Below are 26,949 nucleotides of genomic sequence, written 5' to 3' on the forward strand. Positions count from 1 at the left end.
AAATACCACCCTTGCGGCACTTGGTATCTAACCGCGGCCCGTTATCCGGGTCCGGGACCCTGTATGGTGGGTAGTTTGACTGGGGCGGTCGCCTCCCAAAGAGTAACGGAGGCGCGCGAAGGTTGGCTCAGACTGGTCGGAAACCAGTCGTCGCGTGCAAGAGCAAAAGCCAGCCTGACTGCGAGGCCGACGGGCCGAGCAGAGACGAAAGTCGGCTCTAGTGATCCGGTGGTCCCGCGTGGAAGGGCCATCGCTCAACGGATAAAAGGTACGCCGGGGATAACAGGCTGATACTACCCAAGAGTCCCCATCGACGGTAGTGTTTGGCACCTCGATGTCGGCTCATCACATCCTGGGGCTGAAGCAGGTCCCAAGGGTTCGGCTGTTCGCCGATTAAAGTGGTACGTGAGCTGGGTTTAGAACGTCGTGAGACAGTTCGGTCCCTATCTGCCGTGGGTGTTCGAGACTTGCGAGGATCTGCCCTTAGTACGAGAGGACCGGGGTGGACGTACCTCTGGTGGACCAGTTGTCGTGCCAACGGCACAGCTGGGTAGCTATGTACGGAAGGGATAACCGCTGAAAGCATCTAAGCGGGAAACCCACCTCAAAACCAGGTCTCGCTATCAGGGCCGTGGAAGACCACCACGTCGATAGGTCGGGTGTGGAAGTGCAGCAATGCATGGAGCTTACCGATCCTAATAGCCCGAGCGAACTCACCCCCCTCCAGCAGACATGCTGGACGTCCCAGCCTTCATACCTGTGTCCAGTAACCAGACAATTTGCGTGATCCGCTTGGAGGGCCTGGTGGCCATAGCGAGAGTGAACCACCCGAACCCATTCCGAACTCGGACGTGAAACCTCTCAGCGCCCATGGTACTGCGTCTCAAGGCGTGGGAGAGTCGGTCGCCGCCAGGCCCTCCAAACGGATCACCAGCAAACATGCCTCCTCACGAAATCCACCACCAACGCGGGGTGGAGCAGCCCGGTAGCTCGTCAGGCTCATAACCTGAAGGTCGTAGGTTCAAATCCTGCCCCCGCAACCAACGATAATTGCGAAACCTCCGTAGGCCCCGCCGCGGAGGTTTTTGCTTTTCCTGGCCCATGAACTAGGGTGAGGTGATCTCTTTGTAGAGTCGTGGCAGGGCGTTGGGCAGCTGACCGATATGGCTGACCATCGCATAGCCACCGCGACCGAAAATGTAGGGGACGTAGCTCTCTGCCCGGCGATCGACCGTTACCGCGAAGCTCCGGATTCCGGCGAGGCGAGCTTCGATCACGGCCTTGCGGGTGTCTTCGATCGCGTAGCGACCTTCGTAGTGATCGCTGTCATTGGGCTTGCCGTCGCTCACCAGCAGAATGAGGCGGTGGCTCTCACCGCGATCCTTGAGGATGGCTGTCTGATGCCGGAGGGCGGCTCCCATGCGGGTGTAGTTACCAGGGCTGAGCGCGACGATCCGTTGACGGACTTTGGTCGTGAAACCCTCTTCGAATGCTTTGATGAGCCCGATGCGCACATCGTGGCGGCGTCGCGAGGTAAAGCTGTGGATGGCAAAATGGTCGCCGCAGGCATCGATGCCGAAAGCCAGTGCCATCAGAGCTTCCTTTTCGACATCAAGCACACGACGATTTTCGATATAAGAATCCGTTGAAAGGGAGGCGTCCATAAGCACGGCCACGGCGAGGTCGCGAGCGACGGCGTGAGATGCCGTATAGATGCGATCGCTGCCGTTCGTTCCCGACGCGAGATCGGTGTTGCGGCGGACTAGGGCATCAATGTCGAGCTCGTTGCCGTCGATCTGCTGGCGCAGCGTCAGACGTTTTGGGCGCAATACCTCGAACTGTCGCCGGACGAGGCGAATGCGCCGTCGAGCGGCTTCATCAGGGCACCAATCGTCGCCGGACGGCTGCACCGGTTCGACCATGATCCGGCAGTAATCCGGCATATAGCGGCGTTTTCGATCGTTCCATTCGGGATAGCGGAAGGTACCGCTTCGGGCCGCATGTGTTTGCATTTCGCGGTGGCCGGTCTCCAGCGCAAGCGAAATGCGGCTTGAGGTCGAGCGGCTGCGTCGTCCGAGCTGGATAGTTTCGAAATCGTCGGCGGCCTTTTTGGCAAAATCCGGATCACTGTCGTCATCCGGTCGGTTGATATCGCCCATCTGGTCGGCGAGCAGCATCCATTCGCCCTTGACGATCATGGTCAGGGGATCAGGCCGTTCGCTATTGTCGAAATCCCGCTGTTCCACGAAATGTTTTTTTTCAGCAGCCTGTCGGCGTTGCGGATCAGGGCCGTTCAGGGCGTCTGAAGAATCCTCATCGTCTGTAGCATACCATGCAGCCTCGCTGCGGCCCCAGATCGGACTTGGCAGAAAGGGGCGGTAGGATGGCTTGGGCGCCTGCCGGCTCAACGCCTGCAATAGACCAGCGACGTTCTGCCTTCGATGGAGATGATCGATGACCATCTCGATGGCGGCTTCCTGCGCGTTGAGTGAACGCCTTGGGCGCGCCAGCCAGCTTGCTTGTGCAAGACGGTCAAAGCGTTCGCACAAGCCCGGAAAGCGGTCCAGTGTGCGCTCCTGCGCCTGCTGGATGCGCGCAAGGCGCCGGATATCGCCCAAAAAGCCGGGTTCGGGCTCAGGGTCCCGGAGCTGGGCCATGAACGCCGCAAGCCACCAGTAGAGATCGCGGTTGAGTGCCGGGTCGGAAAAGAGATCCATGCGCTCGGGGAGGAGGAGGCTGTTGCCGGTGAACGTCGCGCAGGCGAGGCGTTCCTCGCTCATGACGATACGTTGCAATCGCGTCAGACGATGGCTCGAAGAGCGTTCGAGCACGGCATCGATTTCTGCCGCAGCATCGCCGCCCATGGCTCGAAAGAAGGTGGCCAGCGGTGCCTTTATGGCAGCGAGTTCCACGGCCGCTTGCGGGTAATGCCGATAGCTTGGCTGATGGCCGACCAGCCGGTGCCAGAGCTTGCCAAACTGTTCTTCATATTCAATCCATGCGAGGCTCATGCCTTCAGCCGCCAAAACTGGCTCTCACGACCTCGCGCAGCCCCGCCTTGACATCGCTGTCATCAGAAAGGGGTTCGATCAGCGCGGCCTCGATCGCTTCCGGCGGTGACAATCCCTCGCGGATCAAGCTGGCCGCATAGACCAGAAGGCGGGTCGAGCAGGCTTCCTCGAGATCGACACCCTTGAGGTCACGCAAGCGTGTCGCGAGGTTGATGAGCGGGCGCACACTCTCCGGCGCCAATCCGGATTCGTTTGCCACGATGTCCAGTTCCCGCGCCGGCTCGGGAAAGTCGAACTCGATCGCGAGAAAACGCTGGCGCGTGCTCGGCTTGAGGGACTTGAGTATGTTCTGGTAGCCCGGATTGTAGGATACCACGAGCATGAAGTCGGGTGATGCCGCCAGTTCCTCGCCGGTGCGCTCCAGCGGCAGGATGCGGCGATCGTCGGTCAGCGGATGGAGGACAACGGTGACGTCCTTTCTGGCCTCGACGATCTCGTCGAGATAGCAGATGCCGCCCTCGCGCACCGCACGGGTCAGCGGACCATCGGTCCAGACGGTTTCACCGCCCTTGAGCAGGTGACGGCCGGTGAGATCGGCGGCCGTGAGATCATCGTGACAGCTGACCGTGAACAGCTTTCGACCCAGCTTTGATGCCATATGGGCGACAAAGCGTGTCTTGCCGCAGCCGGTGGGCCCCTTGACGAGAAGCGGCAGGCCGAGCCTCGCGGCAGTTTCGAACACGCGCTCCTCATTGCCCTGCGGCCGATAAAAGGGCGGGTGTCCCGTTTCGGCCGCAGGGGAGCGGATATGCGCCATGGCTTCCAATGGCTTCACTCCGCCGGCTGCAGGGCGATGTCGCTTTCGGTCAGCTGTTCTTTGACCGGTCCAAAGACGGCGTAGATATAGAGCAGTGCGCCGATCACGAAGACAATGCCGGAGCCGAGCCGCATCCAGTAGAACAGCGACAGCTGATCTTGAATGGTCATGAAGTCGAGCTCACCCTGTACGCGCTGAAGATGGGTCTGGACGACGCCCGCGAATGTGAGGGTGAAGGTCATGAACGCCATGGCCCCGGTCATCAGCCAGAAGCTCCACATGTTCATGACCTGATTGTAGGGCTGCAAACCGCGCAGGGATGGCATCGCATAGGTAATGATGCCAAGATTGAGCATGACATAGGCGCCGTAGAAGGCGAGATGGCCATGGGCGGCGGTCACCTGCGTGCCGTGGGTGTAGTAGTTCATCGGTGCCAGTGTGTGCATGAAGCCCCACACACCGCCACCGAAGAATGCCACCAGCGGGCAGCCGAGCGCCCAGAGCAGCGCCGCCTTGTTGGGATGGTTCCGCCCGCCCTTGTAGACCATGGTGAATGCCCAAACGACCATGGCGAAGAAGGGGGCGACTTCCAGCGTCGAGAAGATGGAGCCGACCCATTGCCAGTATCCCGGCGTGCCGATCCAGTAATAGTGATGGCCGGTGCCAAGCAGTCCGGAGAACAGCGCCAGACCGACGACAATGTAGAGCCATTTCTCGACCACCTCGCGATCGACACCCGTCACCTTGATGAGCAGATAGGCGAGGATGGCCGCCATGATGAGTTCCCAGACACCTTCGACCCAGATATGGACGACCCACCACCAGTAAAGCTTGTCGAGCACGAGGTTGCCTGGATTGTAGAAGGCGAAGAAGAAAAACAAACCCGCACCCCAGAGACCAAGTAAAAGAACTGAGGATACGGAAGTCTTTCGGCCCTTGAGTACAGTGAGACTGATATTGACCAGAAAGAGGACCACACCGATGGCAAGTGCGATTTTCACATAGATCGGTTGTTCAAGAAATTCCCGGCCCTCATGAATACCGAAGAGGTAACCGACCACGGCAACAGCGGCGGCAAGAAAGATGATCCAGAATTGCAGATGGGCGATCAGCGGCGATACGATCTCGCGTTCGGCCTCTTCCGGCAGCAGATAGTAAGTAGCACCAAAGAAGCCAAGCAGCAGCCACACGATCAGCGCATTGATGTGAATCATGCGGATGATGTTGAACGGCAGGATCTCGGAAAACAGATTCGGCATCACATAGATCAGGCCGGCGAGGACGCCGACCAGGACCTGGGCGGCGAACAAAAAGATCGCGCCGGCGAAATAGGGGTAGGCGAGCTTTTGCGTTTCGTAGCGCATGATGGCGTTTCCCTTGATCAACCGTTGTCGAACGGCGGCCAGTTCTGGGTATTGATCTTGCTGACCCACTCAAGAAAATGGGCGAGATCGTCCAGTTGCTGGTCGTTCAGGTTGAATTGCGGCATCTGCCGGCGTCCCTCGATGCCGCTTGGTTGTGCCTGCATCCAGGCCTTGATCATGTCGCGCGCACCCTCGGGATCGTCGCGGCCACCCCAGCGCACGAAGACGTTTCCGACCTCCGGCGCGAAATAGGCACCTTCACCGAGAATCGTGTGACAGTCGATGCAGGCATTCTCTTCCCAGACCCGCTTGCCGGCGACCACCTGATCGGTGAAGCCCTCGACATCGATGGCCTCGTTCATCGCATAGAAGTGGCTGTGTGCCACCAGTCCAGCAAAGACGAGAAAGAAGAACAACGAACCCGCATAAAAGATGTTGCGCGCGGCAGCCTTGGTCAGACCGTCACCCATGGCCGGGCGTCCCCTGTTATATGGCACCAACGTTGATTGAAATATGGTCTACGTCCGGGGTGAGCCTTGATCGCGGTCAAGGATCTCCCGCGCTCTCGTCGCAAAATGGCGACGATCGCTCGAATCAGGCAGGACGGCTGTCATGAATGCGCAGTTTACCGAGTTCGTCCGGGCCGTTGCGCGCGGCAGAAGGTTGGGGCGGAGCCTCGATATCGGGGAAGCCGAGCGGGCGATGGGTATGATCATGGACGGGGAGGCCACACCGGAACAGGTTGGCGCGTTCCTCATGGTCCTGCGCTACCGCGTCGAGACGTCAAAGGAAATCGCCGGTTTCGTGCGCGCTGCCCGCAAGCGGATGGCTATCCAGACGTTGCTCGATGTCGACCTCGACTGGCCCTCCTATGCCGATCATCACCGCCAGCTTCCCTGGTTTGTGCTCGCGGCGCGGCTGCTGGCTGAAAACGGCGTGCGCATCGTCATGCACGGTATCGAGGGTGCGGGCACGGCCACGACCCGTGCGGCCCTGCGCGCCATGGATGTTCCGGTCGCCAGGGATGGGGAGGTTCTTCGAAAGGCGCTCGATCGCGGGCTCGTCTATGTGCCACTGGAGGATCTTTGTCCGCTGATGCAGCGGTTATTCGACCTGAAGCGGCTGTTCGGCCTGCGCTCCTGCGTCCACACGATGGCCCGCGAACTCAATCCCTTCGGGGCCCCGGCGCAGATTCAGGGTGTGTTTCATCCCGATTATCTCGAACTGCATCGCGGTATCCAGAGATGGCTCGACCAGCCGGCCGCGATCACGTTCAAGGGCGGGGGCGGCGAGGGGCAGCGCAACCCCTGCAAGCCTTGCGACGTTCGCGTCCTCCGGCATGGCGAGAGCTTTGACGAGAGCTGGAGCAGCCTTACGGAAGGCGAGGGATACCCTTGGCGGGAGGAGCCGCTCGATGTGCGGCGGCTGCGTGCATTGTGGCAGGGGGAGTGGTCGGCTGAAGCACCGCGCCGGGCAGTCACCGGTACGGCCGCCATGTGCCTGTGGCTCACACGGCGGGTGGCAACGCCGGCGGCAGCGGAAAGCATGGCGGAGGCAATGTGGCTGAAGCGGGCGCCGCTTGCCGTCGCAGCCTGATCCCCCGAATTCCGGTTTTCACGATGCCGCGGAAATGCCGCCTGCAACAGGTTCTGCAAGGCTCTCGACCAGTTCCGCCAGCAAGGGAACCATCTGTCTGCTCATGCCGATCGGCCCGCTGTAGCGCATATCGGCGCCAAGATTGGCCAGACCGGCTATGACGTCGTCGATGCCATGCGGACCCGGATCGATGAAATAGCCGATGGCGACGGTGGGGCGTCTTGTGAGCCTCGCTGTGACATCCGCGAGAAAGGGCGGCGCATCGAGGAAGGCCATTGCGACCTGCGCAAATGACCACGTCCGTGCGATTCCCGCATGCTCCAGCACGATCCTGTCGGCTCCTTGATGTCTGGTCGTGCCGTGCCCGATCAGGAGCAGGTTGCTCTGCGTCTGGGAGCCGGCCAGCGTCAACGCCCGGTCGCGGACGATCTGTGGCAGACGCGGATGTTCGCCAAGAGGTCGCGTCATGTGCGTCTGCAGCGCTGGTGGCAGTCGCGAGCGGATGGCGTCGTGAATATAGCCGCGCGCCATGAGGACCGGGACGACGACATCATGTTCATCGAACCCGCAAGTTGCCTCCTCGATGCCGGGTGTGCCGCGCAGACAGCCAACGCGAATCTCACGGTCCGGAAATTCGCCGCGCAACGCCTCGGCGTGCTGGCCCGCGACCCCCGGCCCGCCATGGACGCCATGACTGAGAAGGGCGATGCGGTTAATGGCTCGTGCCCTCCTCGTTGGAGATCTTGTTCCCGACATTGTATTTGCCAACAGGTTTGTTCGCCGGGATGCGGCGGACTTCTGTGAGGCTTTCGGCGTCATAGACTACGACGGCACCGTCCTCTTCCCAGATGCTCAACAAGGCATAGCGGCCGTCGCGGGTGAATTCGACATGGGCGGCGGTCTTGCCCGGTGCGGGGACCAGCGTTTCCACAATCTCCAGCGTGCGCTTGTCGATCACGTGCACCTGATCCCGGTTGGGTCCGAAAAAGACATCGGCCCAGGCGTAAGGGGTGTTGGCGTGACTGCGCATGAAAAAGCCTGGCCCGCCGGTCTCGATCTTTTTGATCAGCTTCCAGTCGCTCATGTCGATGATGCTGATGGCGGCCTCTTTGAGGTGCGGGCTCGCCATGACGCGGTGGCCTTCATGATCGAAGGTGATGCCCGAGCCCAGATGCGGCATACCGGCGATGGGCAGATCGGCGATCTCGGCGCGGACGTCGAGATTGACAACCTTGCCGCCCTGGCCGTCACGCGAGGTGCCCATGACGTGGCGATAGGACTGGTCGAAGAAAAAATCGTCGAGGGGTTCGCTCAAGGGTGTGACGCGCACCGGCAGGTATTCAGGGAGGGCCTCGACCATGCCCTTTTCATGGCTGTGCACAAAGGCGCCGCCGAAGCCGGGTGGTGGCGTGTCGCTGTAATTGATCTCCCACAATTCGGGAATGTCCTTCATGGCCACGATGAAGCTCGACCGCAGGGCCGCCTGATAGACGGCGGACACCCGGCTTTGAGTGTCGAAGATTCGAACGGGCTGGAGGCTCGTGGCGTCGAGGATGACCAGATTGTGCGGAAGATAGTTGGCAACGGCGAGGTAGCGTCCGTCATGGCTGATGGCAATGTTGCGGGTGTTGATGCCGGCGCGCACTTCGGCCACCGGCTGCAGTGACCAGAGATCGTAGACCATCACCCAGCCATCACGCGAGGCGAGGTAGGTATAGCGACCATCGGGCGAGAATTTGGCACCACCATGCAGGGCATAATGCGAGGGAAATCGCGCCAGTCGCTCGAATGTGTCACCGTCGAGGATCGAGACGTGATGATCGCCTGCCTCGACCAGTACGAACAGATTAAGCGGATCGGCGTCGAAGACGGGTTGATCGGCGAAATTCTTGCCGAGCGGATTGATCGAAGCGCGGATGGAGGTCTCGTCCCATGTCGGCATTACCTCAAGCGGCTGGTAGATCAGGTCGACAAGCGTCTGGATGTTTGCATCGCCTAGAGTGTCACCGAAAGCGGGCATTTGGGTGGCCGGACGACCGTTGCGGATTACTTCTGCTGCTTTTTCCGGGCGCAGGCGGGAGAGACTTTCTGGGAGAAGTGCGGGGCCCATTCCGCCGAGCCGGTCGCTGCCATGACAGCTTGCACAGTTCTCCATATAGAGCGCTTCGGCGAGGGCTGGCTGGCTGGAAGCGAGCAGGGCGAACGCGAATGCCACACTGTCAGGCCGCAACATGCGCCACATCGCCAATCTCCTCGTCGGTCAGGTAACAGGCGGGATCCTCGGCGAACGCATCTCCGAACACGCGAAGAGCGCGAACGCGGGTATTGCCGTTGCAGATCGCGAACTGTCGGCAACGTCCGCAGCGACCGGTGATCTCGCGCGGATGCTTTTTCAACCCGGCCATGACCGGATCAGAGGTATCCTGCCAAATCTTTGAAAACGGCCGGTCGCGGACATTGCCAAGATTGTGGTGCCACCAGAAGGTGTCGGGATGCACGTGGCCGAGATTGTCGATGTTGGCAACGTTGCGGCCCGAAGCGTTTCCGCCCCAGGCTTCGAGTTTTGCGCGGATGTGATCTGCCCGGTCGGGAAAATGGCGCTGGACCCATTGAAGAAAATAGACCCCGTCAGCATCATTGTTGCCGGTGACATATTCAACCCGGTCACCCGCCGAGATCCGCGCCCATGCCCGTTTGAACAGAAGATCCATTGCCGCGCGCGTGGTGCGATGGACCGCATCATCGCCGCGATGACGGTTGCCGCGGCCGGAATAGACCAGATGGCTCAGATAGAACTTGTCGATGCCCTCGGCGTCCATCAGATCGAGCATGTCGGGCAGGCTCACGACGTTGCGCTCGGTGATGGTAAACCGCATGCCGACCTTGATCCCGCGCGCCATCAGGTGGTGCATTCCGGCGATGGACTTGTCGAAGCAGCCTTGCTGCCGGCGGAAGGCGTCGTGCACCGCACCGATGCCATCGAGGCTCACACCGACATAGTCATAGCCGATTGCAGCGATCTGATCGGCAGTCGCCGCATCGATGAGCGCTCCGTTGGAGGAGAGGCCGACATAAAAGCCCATGGCCTTTGCTCGCGCGCTGATCTTGAAGATGTCCGGGCGCAGGAGCGGCTCACCGCCCGAGAGGATCAGGACGGGCACCCGGAAGGCTCTGAGATCGTCCATAACCGCGAAGATTTCGTCGGTTGAGAGCTCGCCCTTGAAATCGACATCGGCCGAGAGCGAGTAGCAATGAATGCAGTTGAGATTGCAGCGGCGGATCAGGTTCCAGATCACGACTGGTCCCGGTGGCTCACGCCGCCGGACGGGGGTCGGGGTGATGAGTTCCTGCATGTATTGGCCGAGCCGGAACATGGAGTGCCTTCCCGTAGGTTTCAGGTGGTGGGCCGGCGGGATGCCGGTCTGCTAGCATCCGGATCGGATGGGCTCGACCGGGGATCGCGTCCGCTCAGGCGAAGCCCGGTCTTTTTGAGAATTCTGCGACTGAAGAGGACGTCATGAGCGTACGCAAACGGCCCGAGAACATCGGCGATCCGGGCAACGCCGCGAGCGACTTCGTCTTTGGTCCGCCCATGTACCATGGCGAACAGGTTGAAGCGCCAGCGGCCCTCGATCCGCGGCCGGCGATAACAATGGCTGACACAGTCGAGAGCGCCGATCTTGGGGCCAAGGTCGCCGATCCGCTCATCATCGACGTCCCAGACGCTCATGCCGTTGGCGCTGTAGCCGAGCTTGTAGTGATTGGGCACAGCGCCGATGCGGCGGATGACGCCGCGTTCCTGCATCGCCTGCAAGCGTGCCATGACCTCTTCGATCGTCAATTCGAGCCGCAGGGCGATGGCGTGATAGGGCTGCGGGGTCAAAGGCAGTCCGCACTGGGTCGCCTCGATGATAGCGCGATCGGTCGAATCGATGCTCATGCGACGAGCCGCAATTCGAGGAAATATTCATCGAGCTTGGGCAGATCGAGCACTTGCAAGCCTGTATCCGCCTCGATTGCTTCGATCGTCTGCGGTATCTGTTCGGGCGTTTCGGTCGCGAGCACAAACCACATGTTGAGCTCATGGTCGCGCTCGTAATTGTGGGCGACCTCATCCCGTGCATTGACGAGCTCGGTCACCTCGTCGAAGCGTTCACAGGGCACGCTCATGGCACAAAGCGTGAACGCGCCGCCCAGAGCCTTGGCGTCGTACATGGGTCCGAAGCGGCTGAGGACGCCGCTGGCGCGCAAGGCGGCGATCCGGCGGATCAGATTGGCTTCGGCCATTCCAAATTCCGCGGCGACCTCCAGGAACGGTGATTCGACAAGCGGAAAACCGCCCTGCAGGCGATTGATGATGCAGCGGTCCGTTTCATCCATCATGCAAACCTCGCACCCTGCTGTTTGAATCGCTTCTTGGAAAAGAGCACGGCACGCGGCAGATTTTCGAGACCAGCGGCCAGGGTGGCCGTCTCGATCTGTCGTTCGACCTCGTTTCGGTCGGTTCCGTGAATCATGGCAAAGAGATTGTAGGGCCAGATGGGCAATCGCCGAGGTCGCCGGTAACACAGGGTTACAAACGGCAGGGTACTGAGCTGTTCGCCAGCGGTTCGGGCTTGGGCGTCCGGCACGTCCCAGACGGTCATCGCATTGGCGCGATAGCCGAATTCGTGATGGCGCAGAACGAGGCCCATACGCTTGATGATGCCGCGGCCCTGCATCGCTTCCAGCCGTGCGATGACCTCGGCCGCACTCAGGCCGAGCGGTTCTCCAATGGCAGCAAAGGGTTCCGCAACCAGCGGCAGGCCGTCCTGCATGGCGGCGAGAATGCGACGGTCGATCAGTTCCATCGGATCGCGAAACCCGTATCGAGATGATAGGCTTCCTCCAGCGGCAGACGGATGACGGTTCGCCCGGTAGCGGTCTTGATGCGTTCGATCGCTGCATCGAGCTGTGTCGCATCGGCGGCGGTCACGACGAACCACAGGTTCAATTCATGCTCGCGTTCGTAATTGTGGTTGACCTCGGGCACCGCACTAATGCGCGCGGCGACATCCTCCAGCTCGTCCTCGTCCACGGCCATCGCCGCAAGCGTGCTCGCACCTGCGGTATGCGGTTCGACGATGGCACCGACGCGGCTGAGCTTGCCCGCATGCCGGAGATCATCCAGCGCGGCGATGATTTGCTCCTCCTCGACGTCGAGCACTTCGGCCATGGCCGCGAATGGCCGGGGTACAAGCGGCAGTCCGCGCTGGTAGCGGTCGATCAGCCGGCGCTGGAGTTCGGTGATCAAAGCCCGATCCTCCCGGCGCGTGCGGCAAGGAAGATGCCGGAGGGTTTGTCCACGTTGAGTTCGCCGAGCGGCTGGAGCGTGGCGGTATTGTAGACGACGACCTTGTCGTCATCGCGTACCGATAGCCACAATTGCTCGCCGCGCGGGGTGAATTCCATGTGCAGCGCCGCCTTTCCGGGCTCCAGTGTTTCGATGATCGTGAGGCTCGGCACGTCGATGATCTGGATGCGGTCATTGTCGGGCGTGGCGAAATTCACCCAGACCTGACGTCCATCAGGGCGGGCCACAGCGAAGACCGGTTGTCCCGCCACCTCGATCCGTCCGACTTCCGCGAACGAGCGGCGATCGACGACGAGGACCTCATGACGGCCGACGGCGGGCAGGAAAAACAGATCGCCCGCCGCGGCCCAGCCTTCAAGATGCGGCATCTTGTAGACCGGAAGCGGTTCCTCACCACGGCCATAGCCCTCGAGAATACGGGTCACACCTTTTTCAGGATACCACAGATCGAGCATGGAAAGACCGTCCTCGCCGAAAAGTCCGGCGATGTAGTAGCGGCCGTCGGGGGTGATGAGTGCATCGTAGGGCTGGTGACCAATACCCGTAAATCGCGTGATCTCGGCCGTCTCGCCGTTCATCTCCACCATCCAGATCTCGTCCTTGTCCCAGAGTGAGAAGATGAAGCGCTGTCCAGGCGCATCGACAAGGCCGACGGTCTTTGATCCGGTGGGGATGTCGGCGACCGGTTCCAGCGTGTCCGCATCGAATATTCGCACGCCACCCGGCTCGTAGTTGGAAACGGCGACAAGTCTGCCGTCCTGCGAGATTGCTCCACCAATACTGTTGCCGGCCTGCAGGACACGCTTGGCAATGTTTCCTTGAAGAAGATCGACCTTGGTCAATCCACCGTCGCGACCGAACACATAGGCAAAGCGTTCGTCGCGGCTGTAGACCGCCGATGCGTGGCTCAGATCGCCAAGGCCGTCAATGCGGGCGAGGGCACTCATGCCCGTGGTTTCGATGACCTGCACCGCACCCTGCGCCCGTTCAACCACGATGCCGAGATCGCCGGTGCCACGCAACTCGCCGGCTGCTGCCGGGGTGGCAAGCGCGATCAGGAGGGCCAGTGCCAAATGTCTCAAAATCCGCCCTCCTGCAGGGTCTTCACGATCCAGGTTGCTTCGGCTTTGTTGAGCCACGGACGCCAGGGCGGCATGGGTGTGCTTGTGATGCCGTCGAGGACGATGTCGACAAGGGTACTGCGATCCTTGCCGGCAAGCGCTTCCGGGCGAAGAGGCGGGCCGAGGCCGCCCTTGAGAGTCATGCCGTGGCAGGCGCCGCAATCATGCAGGACGAGATGACGAAGCTCGGCTTCGCGCACCGGACCGGCCAAGGCCGGGACAGCCATGAGGAGCACGGCTGTCATGGCTGCAAAGCTACGCATGGCCGGCAATCGGATGCATCAGCGCCGCAAGCTCGTTCGGCAGGGCGGGGCGGAAGTCGGCGATGGCGTCGACGATCGGACCGATGATGAACAGCGTCGGCGAGGGGAGGGCGTGAATTCGCGAATCGGCTCCCACAGTTAGAAGGCGGCTGCGTATCAGTTCCTGTTTGGTCGTCGTGCCCTTGCTGATGGCGGCAACGGCGGTCAGCGGCGGGAGCCCGTGCAGCACGAGCTGACGGGCAATTTCGCCGATCCGGGCAAGCCCCATATAGAAGACCAGCGTCGTTTGCGGGTCGGCGAGGCTCACCCAGTCGAAATCCAGAGGCAGATCGGCACGGCAGTGACCGGTGACGAAGCGAACCGATGTCGCAACGCCTCTGTGGGTCAGTGGCAAACCGAGCGCAGCCGCGCAGCCGGAAGCAGCGGTGATGCCCGGAATGATCTGCACATCGATCCCGCGTTTGAGAAGGAAAGCCGCTTCCTCGCCGCCGCGGCCGAAGATCAGGGGATCGCCGCCCTTGAGCCGGACGACGATCCGATCGGGGCGCGCGAGGGAGGCCAAAAGTTCATTGATGCCGTCTTGTGTGATCCTGTGCCTGCCGGGGGTCTTGCCGACATCGTGCATCGCGCAGCGTTCCTGCGCGAGCGATAGGACGCCGTCGCCGACGAGGCGGTCATGAACGATCACATCAGCAAGCTGGATGAGCCTTGCGGCCTTGAGCGTCAGGAGTTCGGGGTCGCCCGGGCCGGCGCCGACGAGGTGAATCCTTGGAGTTTGCATGTCCGCTCCCCCGCAAAGTGGCGGCCCGGATGCTGTTCGGGCAGGTCCAGGCCGCACGGGCGATCAGTAGACGTCGTTTCGGGTGTTGAAGACGTTGAACTTGCCGGTGGGGGTGATCAGGCGGGGGTCCTTGATGACATGCTTGAGCTGGCGGGTCTTGTCGTCGACGATGACGATCGCACTGGGCTGATCCTGTGCGTTCCAGACCGAAAACCAGACTTCCGTTCCCTGCTTGTTGAACTCGCCTTGAACAACGCGTCGCTGGCCTTCATCGATCCCGGACCATTCGCCGATCGGCAGAACCTCGTAAGGCGCATCGAGATTGTCGAGATCGAAGACCGCCACCGAGGCCGCAAGCTCGGGCTCGGGGTTGAGCGTGGTGTCGACATAGAGGTTGCGGCTCTCGGGATGGGTCTTGATGAACAGGGAACCACCCCCCTGGCCCTCAAGAGTCTTCACGACCTTCCAGGCCTGATCGGGGTGGCCATCCGGGTCGGTGCCGACAAGCGAGATGATCTCGTCACCCAGATGCGAGGTCGCCCAGACGGGGCCGTATTCCGGATGCACGAAATTGGCGCCTCGTCCGGGGTGAGGCTTGATGCCCTCGGTATCGAACACGCCGACGAGCTTGTCCTCTTTCGTATCGACGACCGCCAGTCTGTCGCGTGCATTGGCGGCGATGAGAAAATAGCGCCCGGTGGAATCGAAGCCTCCATCGTGGAGGAAGCGCTCGGCTTCGATGTCGGTGATCTTGAGGTTCTTCAGATCGGTGTAATCGACCAGCTGGATGTGCCCGGTTTCCTTGATGTTGACAACGAATTCGGGCCGGTAGTGAGAGGCGACAATCGCAGCAACGCGCGGCTCGGGGTGATATTCCTGACTGTCATAGGTCATGCCGCGGGTGGAGACGATCTTCAGCGGTTCGAGTGTGGCACCGTCCATGATGACATATTGCGGCGGCCAGTAGGAACCGGCGATGGCGTATTTGTCCTCCCAGCCCTCGAACTTGGAGGTTTCCACCGAGCGTGCCTCGATGCCGATATCCAGGGTTGCGACGGTCTGCGGCGGATCCATGTAGAGATCGACGAGATTGATGCGTGCGTCGCGGCCGATGGTGAAAAGATAGCGCCCCGAGGCCGACATGCGCGAAATGTGGACGGCGTAGCCGCTCTCCAGAATTTCCTTGATTTCGTAAGTGTTACCGTCGATCAGCGCCACTTGGCCCGAATCACGCAGCGTGACCGAGAACAGATTGTCGATGTCCCAGTCATTCATCTTTTCTTTCGGGCGATCCTCGACCGGAACGATCACCTTCCAGGTCTCGCGCATGGCCTCCATCGGAAATTCCGGCGGAGCCACCGGATCCTGCAGCACATAGCGGGTCATCAGATCGATATCTTCGGGTGGCAGGTCGCCGGATGTGCCCCAGTTCGGCATGCCGCCGGGCGAGCCGTATTGGATGAAGGCATTGATGTAATCGTAGCCGAGCTCACGGGTGATATCCGGCGTCAGTGCCTTGCCGGTCGCACCCTTGCGCAAGGTGCCATGACAGCCGGCGCAGCGCTCGAAATAGATGGTCGAGGCGCGGTCGAATTCCGCCTGTGTCATCGACGGAACACCCTCTTTCGAGCCAGGCATTTCAAGCGAGGTTTCGCCCATGACATCCAGTGACGGCTCGTATTGTCCGCCGGGTGAGGTATCGTGTTTCTTGAGGTCACTCTCGCTTTGAGCCAACGCGAGGGTGGGCAGGGCTGCGAGCATCAGGATCGCACTTGACGTCTTGAGCAGGTGCTGAAGTCGCGGAAGACCTTGATGCATGACTGTTCCTCGGATCGTTTCATTATTCCTGCAAAATGAAAGAACCGTCTGTCCGATGGAACCTTGACCATGGTCAAGGGAAGTTGGCGACAGGACCGGAAAAACTTGAGCAACCCTGATGAGGAGGGCTGATGCACCGGGTAATAATCGTTCTTGCGGCTCTGGTACTCGTCTGGCCGGGGAAAGCGGTGTATGCTGGTGATCCTTGGCTTCGGGTCCTGCCCGGCGCCGACCGGCTTGCCGAACCTTCGGGCGTGCCGCCGGTGCGCGAGGCATTCAGGGGCGATATGTCTCTGGGTTTTGTCTTCTCAAGTGCACAGGTCGCCTCCACCACCGGCTATGGTGGCAAGCCACTTGACATTCTCATCGGCATTGACCGCGAGATGCGGATTACCGGTGTCGAGATTCTTGAAGAGAATGAGCCTATTCTCTCCACCGGCCGCACACGCGAGGATCTCGATGCGTTCGTCGGGCAATTTGCCGGTCGTGACGTGCGTGCTGGCATCGACCTTGTCAGCGAAGATGGCGAGGCTGTGCAGCCGGGCTTGGACGCGATCAGCGGCGCAACCATCACCTCATTGATCCTTGCTGACGCCATCCTGTCGACAAGCCGCGAGGTCGCGCGCAGCGTCGGTCTCATGAGCAGTGAAGGTATTGATCTCGACAGTTTCGAGGCGCTGGGCTGGAGTGACCTTCTGGATCGGGGGCTGGTCGTCTGGCGGCAGATCGATGTGGGCGAGGTGCAAAAGGCTCTGGAGCTGGAGGGCGGGCGGCTGTTTCCACCAGCCATGGGCGAAATCGACCCGACATCGCGGCTGATCGATCTGTTTGCGGCATTGGCCACACCGGCCATGACCGGTCGTAACCTTCTCGGCAGCGAGCGTCATGACCGTTGGCGTGCCGCGCATTCGGCCGGAGCACAGGCGATATGGATCGGCGGTGCAGGGCGCTATTCCTTCAAGGGTACATCATGGCGCCGCGACGGTGTTTTCAATCGCCTGAAGATCGTTCAGGACGGCCGGATGTTCCCGCTCAACGCCTCAATGCATGAAGCACTTGCCGACACCGAGGCTCCCGACCTGCGTGAGCAGGCATTGTTTACGCTTCCGGCCAAAAGCGGCTTCCGGCCGGATCGGCCCTTTGCCGTCGAGCTTGTCGTTGCCGATATCTCAGATCCCAAGATCGAAGTGAGCTTCACCCTGCCCGTGGCCTTGCCCGAAGACTTCATTCTTGGCGAGCTAACCAGCATGCCGGTCTGGCTACGCGTCTGGTCCGAGCGCTGGCTGGATATCGCTGTCCTTGTTACGGCCCTGCTGCTGCTCACGACCATGCTGGTGTTCGAGGATGTGATCGCGCGCCGACCAGGGATCTGGCGGGGCGTGCGCGCGTGCTTTCTGATCTTCACGCTCGTCTGGCTTGGCGGTTATGCGGCTGCGCAGCTCTCGATCGTGCATGTCCTCACATTCGCCAACGCGCTGCGCGGTAATTTTTTCTGGGAACAATTCCTGATCGAACCGCTGATCTTCATTCTTTGGTCGTTCGTCGCGGTTGCCCTCGTTCTTTGGGGGCGCGGTGTCTTTTGCGGATGGCTCTGCCCTTTCGGAGCCTTGCAGGAACTGCTTTGGGCCGTGGCGCGCAAGCTCCGGTTGCCGAGTGTCACCATACCCTTTGCCATCCACGAACGCCTGCGGGCGATCAAGTTTCTCGTCTTTTTGGGATTGCTTGCAGTCTCGCTTGGTTCGATGACGCAAGCCTACGAACTCGCGGAAGTCGAGCCGTTCAAGACCGTTATCGTGCTCCGCTTCGATCACGCCACGATGTTTGTGGTCTACGCGCTTTTGATCCTGACCGTCTCGCTTTTCATCCAGCGCGTCTTCTGCCGCTATCTCTGTCCGCTTGGTGCATCGCTCGCCCTTCCTGCAAGGCTCAAGCAATTCGACTGGCTCAAACGCCGCTGGCAGTGTGGTCAGCGCTGCCATACCTGTGCCGTCACCTGTCCCGTTCAGGCGATCCAGACCTCCGGCGAGATTCACCCAGGCGAGTGCATCTACTGCCTGCGTTGCCAGATCAATTATTTCGACGACGGGGTCTGTCCTCCTCTCATCGAACGCCGCCGCCGCGCTGAAGCCCGCGAGGCCGCTGCTGACCGGGCAAGGGGGAATATCCCGGCACACTGAGGTTCAGCGGTGGGTTCTTCCTTCCAGGCCGGTGATTCAGGTATTCGCCAGCGCTGTCTCCACGCATTCAAGCTGCAGGCGGGCCGTCAGTTTGGCGCGTGACGCTGGATCGAGTATGGCGCAGGCCGTGGAGACCGCATCGGCGAGGGTGGCGTTGCCGGCAATGATGCTGATCTGGGTGTTTTGCCGTGCGGGATGCCCGGTTTGCGGATCGATGAGGTGGTGACGGCCCGGGATGGCAGCGAACAGGGTGCCATCGGGAGAGGAGGTGGCAATCGCTGCGTTCCGCAAATTGCAAACGGTCTCCGTTCGGTCGATTCCAACCTTCCACGGCCGGCCATCGGCCCTGAGCCCGTGAGCGCGGATCTCGCCCATATTGACAAGAATGTCGTTGAGGCCGTGCACCATCAGCCGGTCGCTGATCTGATCGGTGATGTAACCCTGGGCGATGCCGTTGAGGGTGACAGCCATGCCGGGCCTTGCGAACCGGATCTCCCGGCTGGAGATGTCGACATTGCGGTAATTGACGAGAGCACGCGCACGGTCGAGCGCGCGCTCGTCGGGTTGCGCTGCTAGATGTCGTGCATGCAGCTGCCAGAGCGGCTGGATCGTGCAGTCGAAGGTGCCGGCGGTGGTCTCGCTGATGCCGCTGGCGCGATCCAAAAGTTCGATCAACTCCATGGGCGGGTTTTCGAGGCGTCCGGCACGATTGAGGCGGGAGAGGGCCGAATGTGTGCGATAGAGGCTGAATATATCCTCAAGGCGGTCGATCTCGCGTGCGAGGTCGAAAAGGATGCGCCGCGCATTGGCCTCGTTGTCATGCGCGATCTGCATGGACGCCTCGGCACCCAGCGCCGAACCACGCCAGCGCCAGATACGCCGTCCGCTGGCATTATATCGCCTTGCTGGAGAATCCGGCCACGGCATGCCGGACATGGCTGCGGCCGTAGCGACGATTGCCAAAAATCTCCGGCGTTTCATCCTGTTTCTCCAAAGATCCAGTCCTGACCGATCTCCTCCATGTGAAGGATGCGGCCGCCATGACGTGCCCTGAACGCCTCGGCATCGTCTCGCTCGGCGAACGGTACGGCCTCGCTCGCGTTCATGCCGCCCGTGAGATCGGAATCGACGACATAGAGTGCCTTGTCGGCGGCGATCCAGCGCGTCGGATCGATTGTTTCAAAGCTCGGCGCGGCGGCGGTATCGCTGACATAAAGCGCAATGATGTCGCCGCTTTCACCGGGCAATATGCGGAAGGTGAGCAGATCGCGGACCGATGGAAACCAGACGGGGCCGCTTTGGCCGGCGATGAACGCCTGACCCTTGGGGCCGGGATGCTCGGCGATGTTCATCATGCAAAAATACCCAGTCGCGGTCTCATCAAGGACAGCGGGCTCGGGAGGTGGCTTGCCGTTCTCGCTGTCACAGGCACCAAGCAGCAACAGTATGACCGGCAGAACCAGGCGTATGGTCCCTGCGATGCGAGGCTTGTCAGGCGTCGGATAAATCGTTTGGATCATGCCTGCCGCCTTTGCAGAATCGTGCCGGCGAGCGCGCCGCCGGCGAGGAACCAGCCTGTTAGTACCGCCCACAAGCCGGATGCCGGAAGCGGCAGATCCGGAAGTGCTGCTGCCAGTCCGCTTGCGATCTCCACTGACGGGATGCCACCAAGATTGATGAGCCTGAAGGCATCGCACGGGTTGATTACAAGCATCCACGGGAAGGTGGCATCGAGCCAGCCAAGGCCGAGCAGGACGAGCAGCAGGAGATCATAGAGCACGACGGTGACCAGCCATAGCGAGAAGGCCATCGCCATGGCTGCACCGCGATCGCGCGCGATGCCGCTGACAACATAGCCCAGCACAAGATAGATGGCCGCGAACAGGACGGTACTGAGTGCCAACCTGATAAGAAGATGCCAGTCCTCCGCGGATGGCGTGCCGTGGGTCAGCAGGACGAGTGTGGCCGTGGCGAGCCCGATCCCGAGTGCTGTCATGAGGATGAGCAGATGCCCGACAAACTTGCCCGCCAGCAGACCCGCGCGGGGCAGGGGATAGGTCAGCAGCAGGATCAGCGTGCCACGCTCGCTTTCCCCCGCGATGGCGTCTTGAGCCAGAAGCAGCGCGAGCAGCGGGATGAGGTAGACAAAGAGCGTGGTCAGGCTGACCGTGGCGACGGCCACCGGACTGGCTTTGACCGAGCCCGCCGGTGCCGAGCCGAGCAAAGTGAGAATAAGCGCGAAGAGTGCGAGTGCGATGCCGGAAATCAACACCCAGCGGCTGCGCCGCCCGACGCGCCATTCACTCACCGCCAGCGTCAGGATTGCGCTCATGCGGTAGCCCCCTCGCCGGGCTTGTCGAAATGGGCATAGAGGTCGTCGAGCCCGGGTTGGCCCCATTCGAGATCGTCGATATCGACGGGAAGCTCGGTCAGGCGCCGCAGAAAGGCGATGCGATCCTCGTGGTGGCATGTGAGTTCGATGGCGTGACCATTGAGTCGGCGACCGCCAAATTCACCGTGTATGCGATCGATGGCGGAGGATCGCAGCCGCACGCGAATGGGCAGGGCGGCGGCCCGGCGCAGTTCGGCCAGCTCGCCCTCGGCCACCAGCCGCCCCGCCCGCAGAATGGCGACCCGGTCGGTATGGGCTTCGAGTTCGGTAAGTATATGGCTGGAGAGCAGCACCGCCGCTCCGTCGCTCTTCAACTCGTCGATGATGGCGAAAAAAGCGCGTCTGAGTGTCGGGTCGAGGCCGGTCGTGGGCTCGTCGAGAATGAGCAGTTGCGGCTTGCCGATAAGCGCCTGGGCGAGACCGAGACGCTGACGCATGCCTTTGGAATAGCTGCCGACATGGCGGTCGGCTGAATCCTCCAGCCCGACCCGTGCGAGAAGCCGACGGGCGGCGCCGGCCGCACCCTTGCCGGCGCGCTTGAGACCGAGGCAGGTCATCAGCGTCTCGCGCCCGGTGAGCAACGGCTGAAAGGCTATGTTTTCCGGCAGGAAACCGATTGCCCGTCGTACTTCGTTCCGCCCGGGTGCGCCACCGAGGACCTCGATCTTGCCATGATCGGCGGCGATCAGTCCGAGCACCAGTTTCATCAGCGTCGTCTTGCCGGCGCCATTGTGGCCAAGCAGGGCGAGGCATTGCCCGCTTTCAAGCTCGAGGTCGATCCCTTCCAGAGCCGGACGGCCGGCAAAGCTCTTGCCGACACCGCGAAGTGTCATCATGCGGGACCTCCCGCCGCAGCGGCGTTCATCAGCGGATGCCGGTCGATGACGCCGCCCGGCATCAGTCCCGGAAAGCGCGATTGCGCCCAGCGCAGCAATTGGACCGCCGGGCTGTTGAGCAGCAGGGCTGCGAGTGGCTGCCGCCAGACGAGATGATCGACCAGATCGTTGGGGCGATAGGGCTGGTCGGCGCGGCCGTCACCGTCGAGGTCGATACCGGCATTATCGCTCCAGTAGTTGCCCGTACCGTCCTTCGACCAGTCGAGCCAGCGCGAGCCCACATATTTCACCTGATGCGCATTGCCGATGAAGGCATTGGCCCAGATCTCGTTGCGCTCGGAACCGGCGGTGAAATGCACACCGATGTCGCAGCCCGCGAAGCGATTGTGGCTGAAGCTGTTCTTGTTGGAATTGTATATGAAGACGCACTTTTCGGGGCCGTCCGCGGTGCTGCTGCCCTCGACGATGTTGCCAAGAATGGTCGAACTGTTGGTGTAGTTGAGCATGATGCCATGGTCTCGATCGCCGATGGAGCGATTGTTCAAGACCTCGACGAATTTTGAATACATGAGCGCGAAGCCGATGTGATTGCCGATGGAGACATTGCCGGCGACCGTGCTTTTGTTGGTGTACATGTAGTGGACGGCAAAACGCAGATTCTCGAAGCGGTTGCCGCGAAAAATGTTCTTGCGCGAGGTATTGGCGAAAATGCCGTCGCGGCCGTGGCGAATGGTGTTACCGGCGACGACTGAACCCGGCGTATTCCAGACATAGACGCCATTGCCGCGCTCGTTCATGCGCAGATCGCGTCGACCCTCGATCAGATTGTTCTCAACGAGCGCGTCGTTCGGTCCTTCGAGGTGGACGCCGATCAGATTGTTGAGGATGCGACTGTCGCGGATCACGCCACGGTCACCGTCTGCAGTGATGCGCACACCGGCATCCATGCTCTCCAGCGACAGGCCGGACCCGGTGATCTCCAGATTTTCGAGAATGACATCGGTTGCGGCGATCGTGACCACGGAGCCGGTTCCGTCGCCCTCGATGCGGCCATTGCGCAGGGTCAGCGGCCGGTCGATGATGATCGGGCCGGCGAGGGAACGGCCATCGAGATCGATGACCGCGCCCGCCGGCGCGTCGGTGATCCGCGCCATGAGTTCGGCCGCCTCCGCTTCGATGCCGGAGATCAAAAGCATCAGGGTCAGGATACGGCCGAACATCATGCGATTACGCGGCTCTCGGTTCGACCAGCATGCGCCCGCGCATCTCCATATGCAGGGCATGACAGAACCACTGGCAATAGAACCAGTGAACGCCCGGTCGGTCGGCGGTGAAGGTCACCGACGCTGTGGCCTGCGGGCCGACCTCGAACGCGATACCGTAATTGGCGAGTGTGAAACCGTGGGTCAGGTCGTCGATGTCATCCATGTTGGTGATATAGATCGTTACCTCGTCACCCTGCTTGACCGTGAACTTCTCAAGACTGAAGGTCGGCGCCACCGAGTGCATGTAGACCCGGACCTTGTTGCCGTCGCGGATCACATCCTCACCCCAGTCGAGATCGACACCATCGGCCTCGGCCTGCGCGCGCGCATCTTCCCACATGACGTCATCGCGCTTGTAGATGCTCTCGGGATTGACGATGTCGGCGCGGACGATGATGCAGTCGTGTGGTTCGGCGAAGGTCGGGCCGTCATGCACCACCACCGGCCGGTCCTGAGTAATGTCGATGAGCTGCTCGTTTTCCGGCTTCAGGGGGCCGACATTGATGTAGCGGTCCTTGGAAAACTTGTTCAGTGACACCAGCCACCGGCCGTCGGCTTCCTTGGTTTCACCCATGGAAGTGTGGTTGTGTCCGGGCTGGTACTGGACATCGGTTTTGGCCAGGATCGGGTTGACGTCCTCGCCATTGTACTGGCGGATGGCCGTTTCCAGGTTCCATTTCGCCATCTGGCTGTCGAGGAAGAGGGTCGTATAGCCATTGCCCTTGCCGTCGAATGCTGTGTGCAGCGGGCCGAGGCCGAGTTCCGGTTCGGCGACCACGCAGGAGCGGGGATCGGCGCCATCCTCGAAAAGGGCGTCGATCTTGGTCACATCAAGCACCGTGACTGTCGGCGACAGCTTGCCGTTGATGACCACATGCTTGCCGTCCGGCGCCGTATTGCAGCCATGCGGGCTGTTGGAGACAGGGACATAGGCGGTGAGCGGCGAGCCCTTGCGGCCATCGAGAACGCGAACGCCATTGAGCATCTCGCCTTTGCCATCGGCGACGGCTTCCTCGATCCGCTTGATGTTGAAGATCACCGCCCAGTCCTGTTCGGAGGCGGTCATCTCGGCGAGCGTGACGCCGCCCTCGGAATTGTAACATGTGGAAAAGGCATACTTGCCTTGATAATCGGCATCACAATTGTCGAGATTGCCGTCGACGATGACCTGCCAGGCGACTTTCATTGAATCGCCGTCGATGGCGGTGAAGATGGCGCGGTACTTGTCCGGTTCGTCGAGAATGTCGCCATTGTTGGGGATCGGCACGCGATGTTCGCCATTGGCGAAGACATAGCCGGTGCGTGGAAACTTCTGCGGGCGCAGGCCGTGAATGTCGGAGGCATTGGGGATCTCGATGATCCTGTCGCATTTCATGATGTCGCAGCGGATACGGGCGACCCTTGTGTTGGCCTTGTCGTTCATGAACAGATAGCGGCCGTCATAGGTGCCGTCGGTGAACGACATGTGCGGATGATGCAGATCACCATTGGTGTAGACACCACCGCGGCTTGCGAGAAACGCCTTCGTCTCGTCGGTCAGGCCTTCGGTGAGGATCTTGCGGCTTTCATTGGTGCAGCCCCAGCCCGTTGCACTGCAGCGGTTGAAGACCGGAATACGCATCAGTTCGCGCATCGACGGTACGCCGAGGATCCGGAGTTCGCCGGCCTGGCCCGATGACCAGAAACCGTAATAATCGTCGAGTTCGCCCGGGGCAAGGGCGGCACCGCCTTCGGCTTTCGATGACGACGGGGTGAAGCCGATGGCACCTGCCGCCACACCGGTTCCGGCGAGCATGGCCGCTCTGGCCGAGCCACCCATGAGATCACGACGATTGAGTTTTGCCATGGTCGGGATTTCCCTCACTTGATCTGGTGCCCGAAGAGGGCACGGGATTGGAGCCGGCCGCCGCTCGGGCATCAAGGCGCGCGCGTCGCAGGCGGGCTTTTACGCAAACGGGGCATTTGTGATCGTCGACATAGACGACCTGACAATGCAGACAGTAGAGGCACTCGTTGGGATTGATGTGGCCTTCGGGATGGATGGCCTGGACCATGCATTCATTGGCGCATACATGGCAGGGATTGCCGCAGTCGCGATAACGTTTGAGCCACTCGAACATGCGTAGCCGACCGGGGATCGCGAGTGCTGCACCAAGCGGGCAAAGGTAGCGACAATAGAAGCGCTCGACGAAGAGACCAACGACAAGAAGGCCGGCAGCGAAGACAACAAACGGCCAGTCGCGCACGAATTTGAGAATGATCGCGGTCTTGAACGGTTCGATCTCGGCAAGTTTTTCGGCTGTATCGAGAGAGTACAGCGAGACGCCGAAGAGAACTAAAAAGATCATGTATTTGAGCGGCCAGAGCCGTTCATGGAGACCCCACGGCAGTTGCCATTGCGGGATGCGCAGGAACTTCGCGAAGCGATTGGTGAGTTCCTGCAGGGCGCCGAACGGACACAGCCAGCCGCAATAGGCACCGCGTCCCCAGAAGATCAGCGAAGCGGCGACCGCAAACCAGAGCATGAAGATCAGCGGATCCATCAGGAAATAATCCCAGGAGAAACCGCTCAGCAGCGAACCGGTGAAGGCCATGACATTGACCACCGAAAGCTGCGCATTCGCCCACCAGCCGAGCCAGCCGAGCGTGAACGTCAAAAACGCGATCCGCCCCCAGAAAACCAGCCGCGGGTAGCGGGCGATCTGCATCTGGAAGAAGAATCCGCCGGTGAGAATGACGAGTGCTGCGGCGAGAATGGCAATGTCGACCCGGCGGTTCTGCCAGATGCTCTTCCACAAGGGATTATGCCCTTTCTCGCCCAAGGTCGCCTCGCTGGCTGCGGGCGGGTTTTCGGCTTCGACCGGCAATGGCTCGACGGTTTCGAGATATTTTGCCGGCGGCACGAAATCGAGATCGAAGGTGAGAAATGCCTTGGTCGTCGGTCCAGTCATCCGGTTCACCAGAAGCTGGATGCGCCAGGGACGGCTGGGATCAAAGCCGCTTTCAGCCGGAATCACGAAGAGATCGAATTCATCGAACGCGGGTGCCCCATCCGCCTGGACCTGCCCGAGCCGTTTGTGCTGGCGGTCGCGAAAGCGGATCGAAATATCGCCCTGAATGAGGTGGATGCGGTCGAAGATACCACCGCGGACATAGCCCGAACCCTTGAACGAATAGCGTCCCCGCGCCGCCAGCAGGATTGCGTTGTCACCCTTGGCGAGACGCTTTTCCATGTTGGCATACTCATTCGGGCCCATGACGTTGCGCCCGATTGTCGGGATCGTCGCCAATCCGACATACAGGTCGATGAAGGTGTCGCTATCGGCCCCCGGCTCGGGGAACTCGGTTGCACGGGCGTCGCCATGTTCGGCAAAGGCGCGGTTGATCGTGCCGATATCGAGGCTCAGCCAGCGAAGCGAACCGTCGCCAACCAGTTCCGACCACGAACGATCCTCGTCAATGGTCTTGTCGATGCGCTTTAATGGCCCCTGCTTTTGAGACTTGCCGGCGATGAGACCGACCGTTTGTGCGACCTTGATCGCCGAACGGATGATACTGTCGTCGATCACCATGATGGTCACGGTTGCACCGGAAACGATGTCGAGTTCGTGGCCGCTGCCGCTCTCAAGCTCTTCGGCTACATCAATGCCGCGATAATGGTCGATCACCGCATCGATGGCGCTTTCAGGAATACCGACGAGAACGATCGGCTCGTAGTGCTTGACCAGCTTTGCACCGCTGATTCGACCTTCACGGTCGAGGCCGACCATGATGTGAATGGGTTTGCCTGAATAACCGACGGCTGTAGCAAAATCGGAATTCAAGAAGGCCCAGCCGACCGGTTCGTCGCCGTGCAGCAATTCGATGATGGAAGCGTCGGCTGTCATCTCGCCGAAGCGGTCGGCCTGCGGGTGCAATTCCTCCGGCGCGATATCGTCCAGAAAACGCGACAGCGACGGCTCAGCTGCCAGTGCCGGCGAAAAAGCGATCAAGGCCAAGAAAACGAGCAGAATTCTGTGCATGCGACCGATGCTCGGCCTGTTGACGATTCCTGGCCTTGACCACGGTCAAAGTGTCGATCCCGGCGGAAAAAAACGGGCCAAGCGCCGGCGTGAAAGTGGGCCAGCATTCCAATCAATCGAAAAACGCTTGCGT

Annotated in this window: 24 protein-coding genes, 1 tRNA gene and 2 rRNA genes (1 of these 27 running past the window's edge); 5 read left to right on the top strand and 22 right to left on the bottom strand. The window is 61.0% G+C overall.

Features of this window, described 5'->3' with window-relative positions; translation table 11 throughout:
• From H6851_08025 to H6851_08035, 3 genes are all read left to right on the top strand, one after another.
• Positions 1-714 (top strand): 23S ribosomal RNA (locus H6851_08025) (it extends 2,040 nt beyond the left edge of the window).
• Between the two features lie 86 nt (positions 715-800).
• Positions 801-915 (top strand): 5S ribosomal RNA (gene rrf / locus H6851_08030).
• Positions 916-966: 51 nt separating this feature from the next.
• Positions 967-1,043: transfer RNA gene (locus H6851_08035), tRNA-Met, on the top strand.
• Between the two features lie 63 nt (positions 1,044-1,106).
• Here the strand turns inward: H6851_08035 and H6851_08040 are convergent.
• The 4 genes from H6851_08040 to H6851_08055 are packed head-to-tail and all read right to left on the bottom strand — an operon-like array spanning position 1,107 to position 5,662.
• Positions 1,107-3,011, bottom strand: a complete 1,905-nt coding sequence (locus H6851_08040) for a VWA domain-containing protein (GenBank protein MCB9943551.1) — start codon at positions 3,009-3,011, stop codon at positions 1,107-1,109.
• Positions 3,012-3,015: 4 nt separating this feature from the next.
• Positions 3,016-3,828 (bottom strand): CbbQ/NirQ/NorQ/GpvN family protein, encoded by an 813-nt coding sequence (locus tag H6851_08045; protein MCB9943552.1) that lies wholly within the window; start codon positions 3,826-3,828, stop codon positions 3,016-3,018.
• 14 nt (positions 3,829-3,842) lie between these two features.
• Positions 3,843-5,192: a cbb3-type cytochrome c oxidase subunit I gene (locus tag H6851_08050; protein MCB9943553.1), complete on the bottom strand. Its 1,350-nt coding sequence runs from the start codon at positions 5,190-5,192 to the stop codon at positions 3,843-3,845.
• Positions 5,193-5,209: 17 nt separating this feature from the next.
• Positions 5,210-5,662 (bottom strand): cytochrome c, encoded by a 453-nt coding sequence (locus H6851_08055; protein ID MCB9943554.1) that lies wholly within the window; start codon positions 5,660-5,662, stop codon positions 5,210-5,212.
• 142 nt (positions 5,663-5,804) lie between these two features.
• Here H6851_08055 and H6851_08060 point away from each other — a divergent pair, with 142 nt between their 5' ends.
• The gene (locus H6851_08060; protein ID MCB9943555.1) at positions 5,805-6,788 is read left to right on the top strand and encodes a glycosyl transferase family protein; all 984 of its coding nucleotides are present in this window, start codon (positions 5,805-5,807) and stop codon (positions 6,786-6,788) included.
• An 18-nt stretch (positions 6,789-6,806) separates the two neighbouring features.
• Here H6851_08060 and H6851_08065 read toward each other — a convergent pair whose 3' ends face one another.
• The 11 genes from H6851_08065 to H6851_08115 all read right to left on the bottom strand — a co-directional run bounded on the left by H6851_08065 (position 6,807) and on the right by H6851_08115 (position 16,067).
• Positions 6,807-7,544 (bottom strand): hypothetical protein, encoded by a 738-nt coding sequence (locus H6851_08065; GenBank protein MCB9943556.1) that lies wholly within the window; start codon positions 7,542-7,544, stop codon positions 6,807-6,809.
• A complete protein-coding gene (locus H6851_08070; GenBank protein ID MCB9943557.1) occupies positions 7,501-9,021 on the bottom strand; it encodes a c-type cytochrome in 1,521 nt (506 codons plus the stop codon). Before H6851_08070 ends, H6851_08065 begins: the two co-directional genes overlap by 44 nt.
• Complete coding sequence (gene nirJ, locus H6851_08075; protein ID MCB9943558.1) at positions 9,008-10,162, bottom strand: heme d1 biosynthesis radical SAM protein NirJ; 1,155 nt, start codon at positions 10,160-10,162, stop codon at positions 9,008-9,010. The genes H6851_08070 and nirJ overlap by 14 nt, the downstream gene beginning before the upstream one ends.
• A 20-nt stretch (positions 10,163-10,182) precedes the next feature.
• Complete coding sequence (locus tag H6851_08080) at positions 10,183-10,728, bottom strand: Lrp/AsnC family transcriptional regulator (protein ID MCB9943559.1); 546 nt, start codon at positions 10,726-10,728, stop codon at positions 10,183-10,185.
• Entirely contained in the window at positions 10,725-11,168 is a 444-nt protein-coding gene (locus H6851_08085) for an Lrp/AsnC family transcriptional regulator (GenBank protein ID MCB9943560.1), read from the bottom strand. Before H6851_08085 ends, H6851_08080 begins: the two co-directional genes overlap by 4 nt.
• Positions 11,168-11,638 (bottom strand): Lrp/AsnC family transcriptional regulator, encoded by a 471-nt coding sequence (locus tag H6851_08090; protein ID MCB9943561.1) that lies wholly within the window; start codon positions 11,636-11,638, stop codon positions 11,168-11,170. Before H6851_08090 ends, H6851_08085 begins: the two co-directional genes overlap by 1 nt.
• A complete protein-coding gene (locus tag H6851_08095; protein MCB9943562.1) occupies positions 11,629-12,003 on the bottom strand; it encodes an Lrp/AsnC family transcriptional regulator in 375 nt (124 codons plus the stop codon). Before H6851_08095 ends, H6851_08090 begins: the two co-directional genes overlap by 10 nt.
• 74 nt (positions 12,004-12,077) lie before the next feature.
• Positions 12,078-13,223, bottom strand: coding sequence for a protein nirF (locus tag H6851_08100; GenBank protein ID MCB9943563.1), 1,146 nt, complete (start codon positions 13,221-13,223; stop codon positions 12,078-12,080).
• A complete protein-coding gene (locus H6851_08105) occupies positions 13,220-13,525 on the bottom strand; it encodes a cytochrome c (protein ID MCB9943564.1) in 306 nt (101 codons plus the stop codon). The genes H6851_08100 and H6851_08105 overlap by 4 nt, the downstream gene beginning before the upstream one ends.
• Positions 13,518-14,306 (bottom strand): uroporphyrinogen-III C-methyltransferase, encoded by a 789-nt coding sequence (gene cobA, locus H6851_08110; protein ID MCB9943565.1) that lies wholly within the window; start codon positions 14,304-14,306, stop codon positions 13,518-13,520. Before cobA ends, H6851_08105 begins: the two co-directional genes overlap by 8 nt.
• Before the next feature lie 63 nt (positions 14,307-14,369).
• Positions 14,370-16,067 (bottom strand): c-type cytochrome, encoded by a 1,698-nt coding sequence (locus tag H6851_08115; protein MCB9943566.1) that lies wholly within the window; start codon positions 16,065-16,067, stop codon positions 14,370-14,372.
• 188 nt (positions 16,068-16,255) lie between these two features.
• Here H6851_08115 and H6851_08120 point away from each other — a divergent pair, with 188 nt between their 5' ends.
• Positions 16,256-18,301: a 4Fe-4S binding protein gene (locus H6851_08120; protein ID MCB9943567.1), complete on the top strand. Its 2,046-nt coding sequence runs from the start codon at positions 16,256-16,258 to the stop codon at positions 18,299-18,301.
• A gap of 36 nt (positions 18,302-18,337) precedes the next feature.
• Here H6851_08120 and H6851_08125 read toward each other — a convergent pair whose 3' ends face one another.
• Genes H6851_08125 through H6851_08155 form a run of 7 tightly spaced genes read right to left on the bottom strand, consistent with a single transcriptional unit; the run spans position 18,338 to position 26,816 of the window.
• On the bottom strand, positions 18,338-19,282 hold the full coding sequence (locus tag H6851_08125) for an FAD:protein FMN transferase (GenBank protein MCB9943568.1): 945 nt from the start codon (positions 19,280-19,282) through the stop codon (positions 18,338-18,340).
• Complete coding sequence (locus H6851_08130; GenBank protein MCB9943569.1) at positions 19,279-19,821, bottom strand: nitrous oxide reductase accessory protein NosL; 543 nt, start codon at positions 19,819-19,821, stop codon at positions 19,279-19,281. The genes H6851_08125 and H6851_08130 overlap by 4 nt, the downstream gene beginning before the upstream one ends.
• Entirely contained in the window at positions 19,818-20,633 is an 816-nt protein-coding gene (locus tag H6851_08135; GenBank protein ID MCB9943570.1) for an ABC transporter permease, read from the bottom strand. Before H6851_08135 ends, H6851_08130 begins: the two co-directional genes overlap by 4 nt.
• Positions 20,630-21,529 (bottom strand): ABC transporter ATP-binding protein, encoded by a 900-nt coding sequence (locus H6851_08140; GenBank protein MCB9943571.1) that lies wholly within the window; start codon positions 21,527-21,529, stop codon positions 20,630-20,632. Before H6851_08140 ends, H6851_08135 begins: the two co-directional genes overlap by 4 nt.
• Positions 21,526-22,752, bottom strand: a complete 1,227-nt coding sequence (locus H6851_08145; protein ID MCB9943572.1) for a nitrous oxide reductase family maturation protein NosD — start codon at positions 22,750-22,752, stop codon at positions 21,526-21,528. The genes H6851_08140 and H6851_08145 overlap by 4 nt, the downstream gene beginning before the upstream one ends.
• 4 nt (positions 22,753-22,756) lie before the next feature.
• Positions 22,757-24,640, bottom strand: coding sequence for a TAT-dependent nitrous-oxide reductase (gene nosZ / locus H6851_08150; GenBank protein ID MCB9943573.1), 1,884 nt, complete (start codon positions 24,638-24,640; stop codon positions 22,757-22,759).
• A complete protein-coding gene (locus tag H6851_08155; GenBank protein MCB9943574.1) occupies positions 24,618-26,816 on the bottom strand; it encodes a regulatory protein NosR in 2,199 nt (732 codons plus the stop codon). Before H6851_08155 ends, nosZ begins: the two co-directional genes overlap by 23 nt.
• Positions 26,817-26,949: the final 133 nt, after the last annotated feature.

The sequence above is a fragment of the Geminicoccaceae bacterium genome (genome assembly GCA_020638465.1).
Lineage (GTDB): Bacteria > Pseudomonadota > Alphaproteobacteria > Geminicoccales > Geminicoccaceae > JAGREO01.

Excerpts from the sequence above, each read along its gene's own strand:
- H6851_08145 (MCB9943572.1), bottom strand. The coding sequence starts at position 22,752 with ATGATGTTCGGCCGTATCCTGACCCTGATGCTTTTGATCTCCGGCATC.
- H6851_08045 (MCB9943552.1), bottom strand. The coding sequence starts at position 3,828 with ATGGCGCATATCCGCTCCCCTGCGGCCGAAACGGGACACCCGCCCTTT.
- H6851_08095 (MCB9943562.1), bottom strand. The coding sequence starts at position 12,003 with ATGGCCGAAGTGCTCGACGTCGAGGAGGAGCAAATCATCGCCGCGCTG.
- H6851_08085 (MCB9943560.1), bottom strand. The coding sequence starts at position 11,168 with ATGGATGAAACGGACCGCTGCATCATCAATCGCCTGCAGGGCGGTTTT.
- H6851_08115 (MCB9943566.1), bottom strand. The coding sequence starts at position 16,067 with ATGCTCGCAGCCCTGCCCACCCTCGCGTTGGCTCAAAGCGAGAGTGAC.
- H6851_08105 (MCB9943564.1), bottom strand. The coding sequence starts at position 13,525 with ATGCGTAGCTTTGCAGCCATGACAGCCGTGCTCCTCATGGCTGTCCCG.
- H6851_08040 (MCB9943551.1), bottom strand. The coding sequence starts at position 3,011 with ATGAGCCTCGCATGGATTGAATATGAAGAACAGTTTGGCAAGCTCTGG.
- nirJ (MCB9943558.1), bottom strand. The coding sequence starts at position 10,162 with ATGTTCCGGCTCGGCCAATACATGCAGGAACTCATCACCCCGACCCCC.
- H6851_08050 (MCB9943553.1), bottom strand. The coding sequence starts at position 5,192 with ATGCGCTACGAAACGCAAAAGCTCGCCTACCCCTATTTCGCCGGCGCG.
- H6851_08140 (MCB9943571.1), bottom strand. The coding sequence starts at position 21,529 with ATGATGACACTTCGCGGTGTCGGCAAGAGCTTTGCCGGCCGTCCGGCT.
- H6851_08130 (MCB9943569.1), bottom strand. The coding sequence starts at position 19,821 with ATGATCCAAACGATTTATCCGACGCCTGACAAGCCTCGCATCGCAGGG.
- H6851_08090 (MCB9943561.1), bottom strand. The coding sequence starts at position 11,638 with ATGGAACTGATCGACCGTCGCATTCTCGCCGCCATGCAGGACGGCCTG.
- cobA (MCB9943565.1), bottom strand. The coding sequence starts at position 14,306 with ATGCAAACTCCAAGGATTCACCTCGTCGGCGCCGGCCCGGGCGACCCC.
- H6851_08125 (MCB9943568.1), bottom strand. The coding sequence starts at position 19,282 with ATGAAACGCCGGAGATTTTTGGCAATCGTCGCTACGGCCGCAGCCATG.
- H6851_08070 (MCB9943557.1), bottom strand. The coding sequence starts at position 9,021 with ATGTTGCGGCCTGACAGTGTGGCATTCGCGTTCGCCCTGCTCGCTTCC.
- H6851_08055 (MCB9943554.1), bottom strand. The coding sequence starts at position 5,662 with ATGGGTGACGGTCTGACCAAGGCTGCCGCGCGCAACATCTTTTATGCG.
- H6851_08080 (MCB9943559.1), bottom strand. The coding sequence starts at position 10,728 with ATGAGCATCGATTCGACCGATCGCGCTATCATCGAGGCGACCCAGTGC.
- nosZ (MCB9943573.1), bottom strand. The coding sequence starts at position 24,640 with ATGGCAAAACTCAATCGTCGTGATCTCATGGGTGGCTCGGCCAGAGCG.
- H6851_08065 (MCB9943556.1), bottom strand. The coding sequence starts at position 7,544 with ATGTCGGGAACAAGATCTCCAACGAGGAGGGCACGAGCCATTAACCGC.
- H6851_08135 (MCB9943570.1), bottom strand. The coding sequence starts at position 20,633 with ATGAGCGCAATCCTGACGCTGGCGGTGAGTGAATGGCGCGTCGGGCGG.
- H6851_08120 (MCB9943567.1), top strand. The coding sequence starts at position 16,256 with ATGCACCGGGTAATAATCGTTCTTGCGGCTCTGGTACTCGTCTGGCCG.
- H6851_08155 (MCB9943574.1), bottom strand. The coding sequence starts at position 26,816 with ATGCACAGAATTCTGCTCGTTTTCTTGGCCTTGATCGCTTTTTCGCCG.
- H6851_08060 (MCB9943555.1), top strand. The coding sequence starts at position 5,805 with ATGAATGCGCAGTTTACCGAGTTCGTCCGGGCCGTTGCGCGCGGCAGA.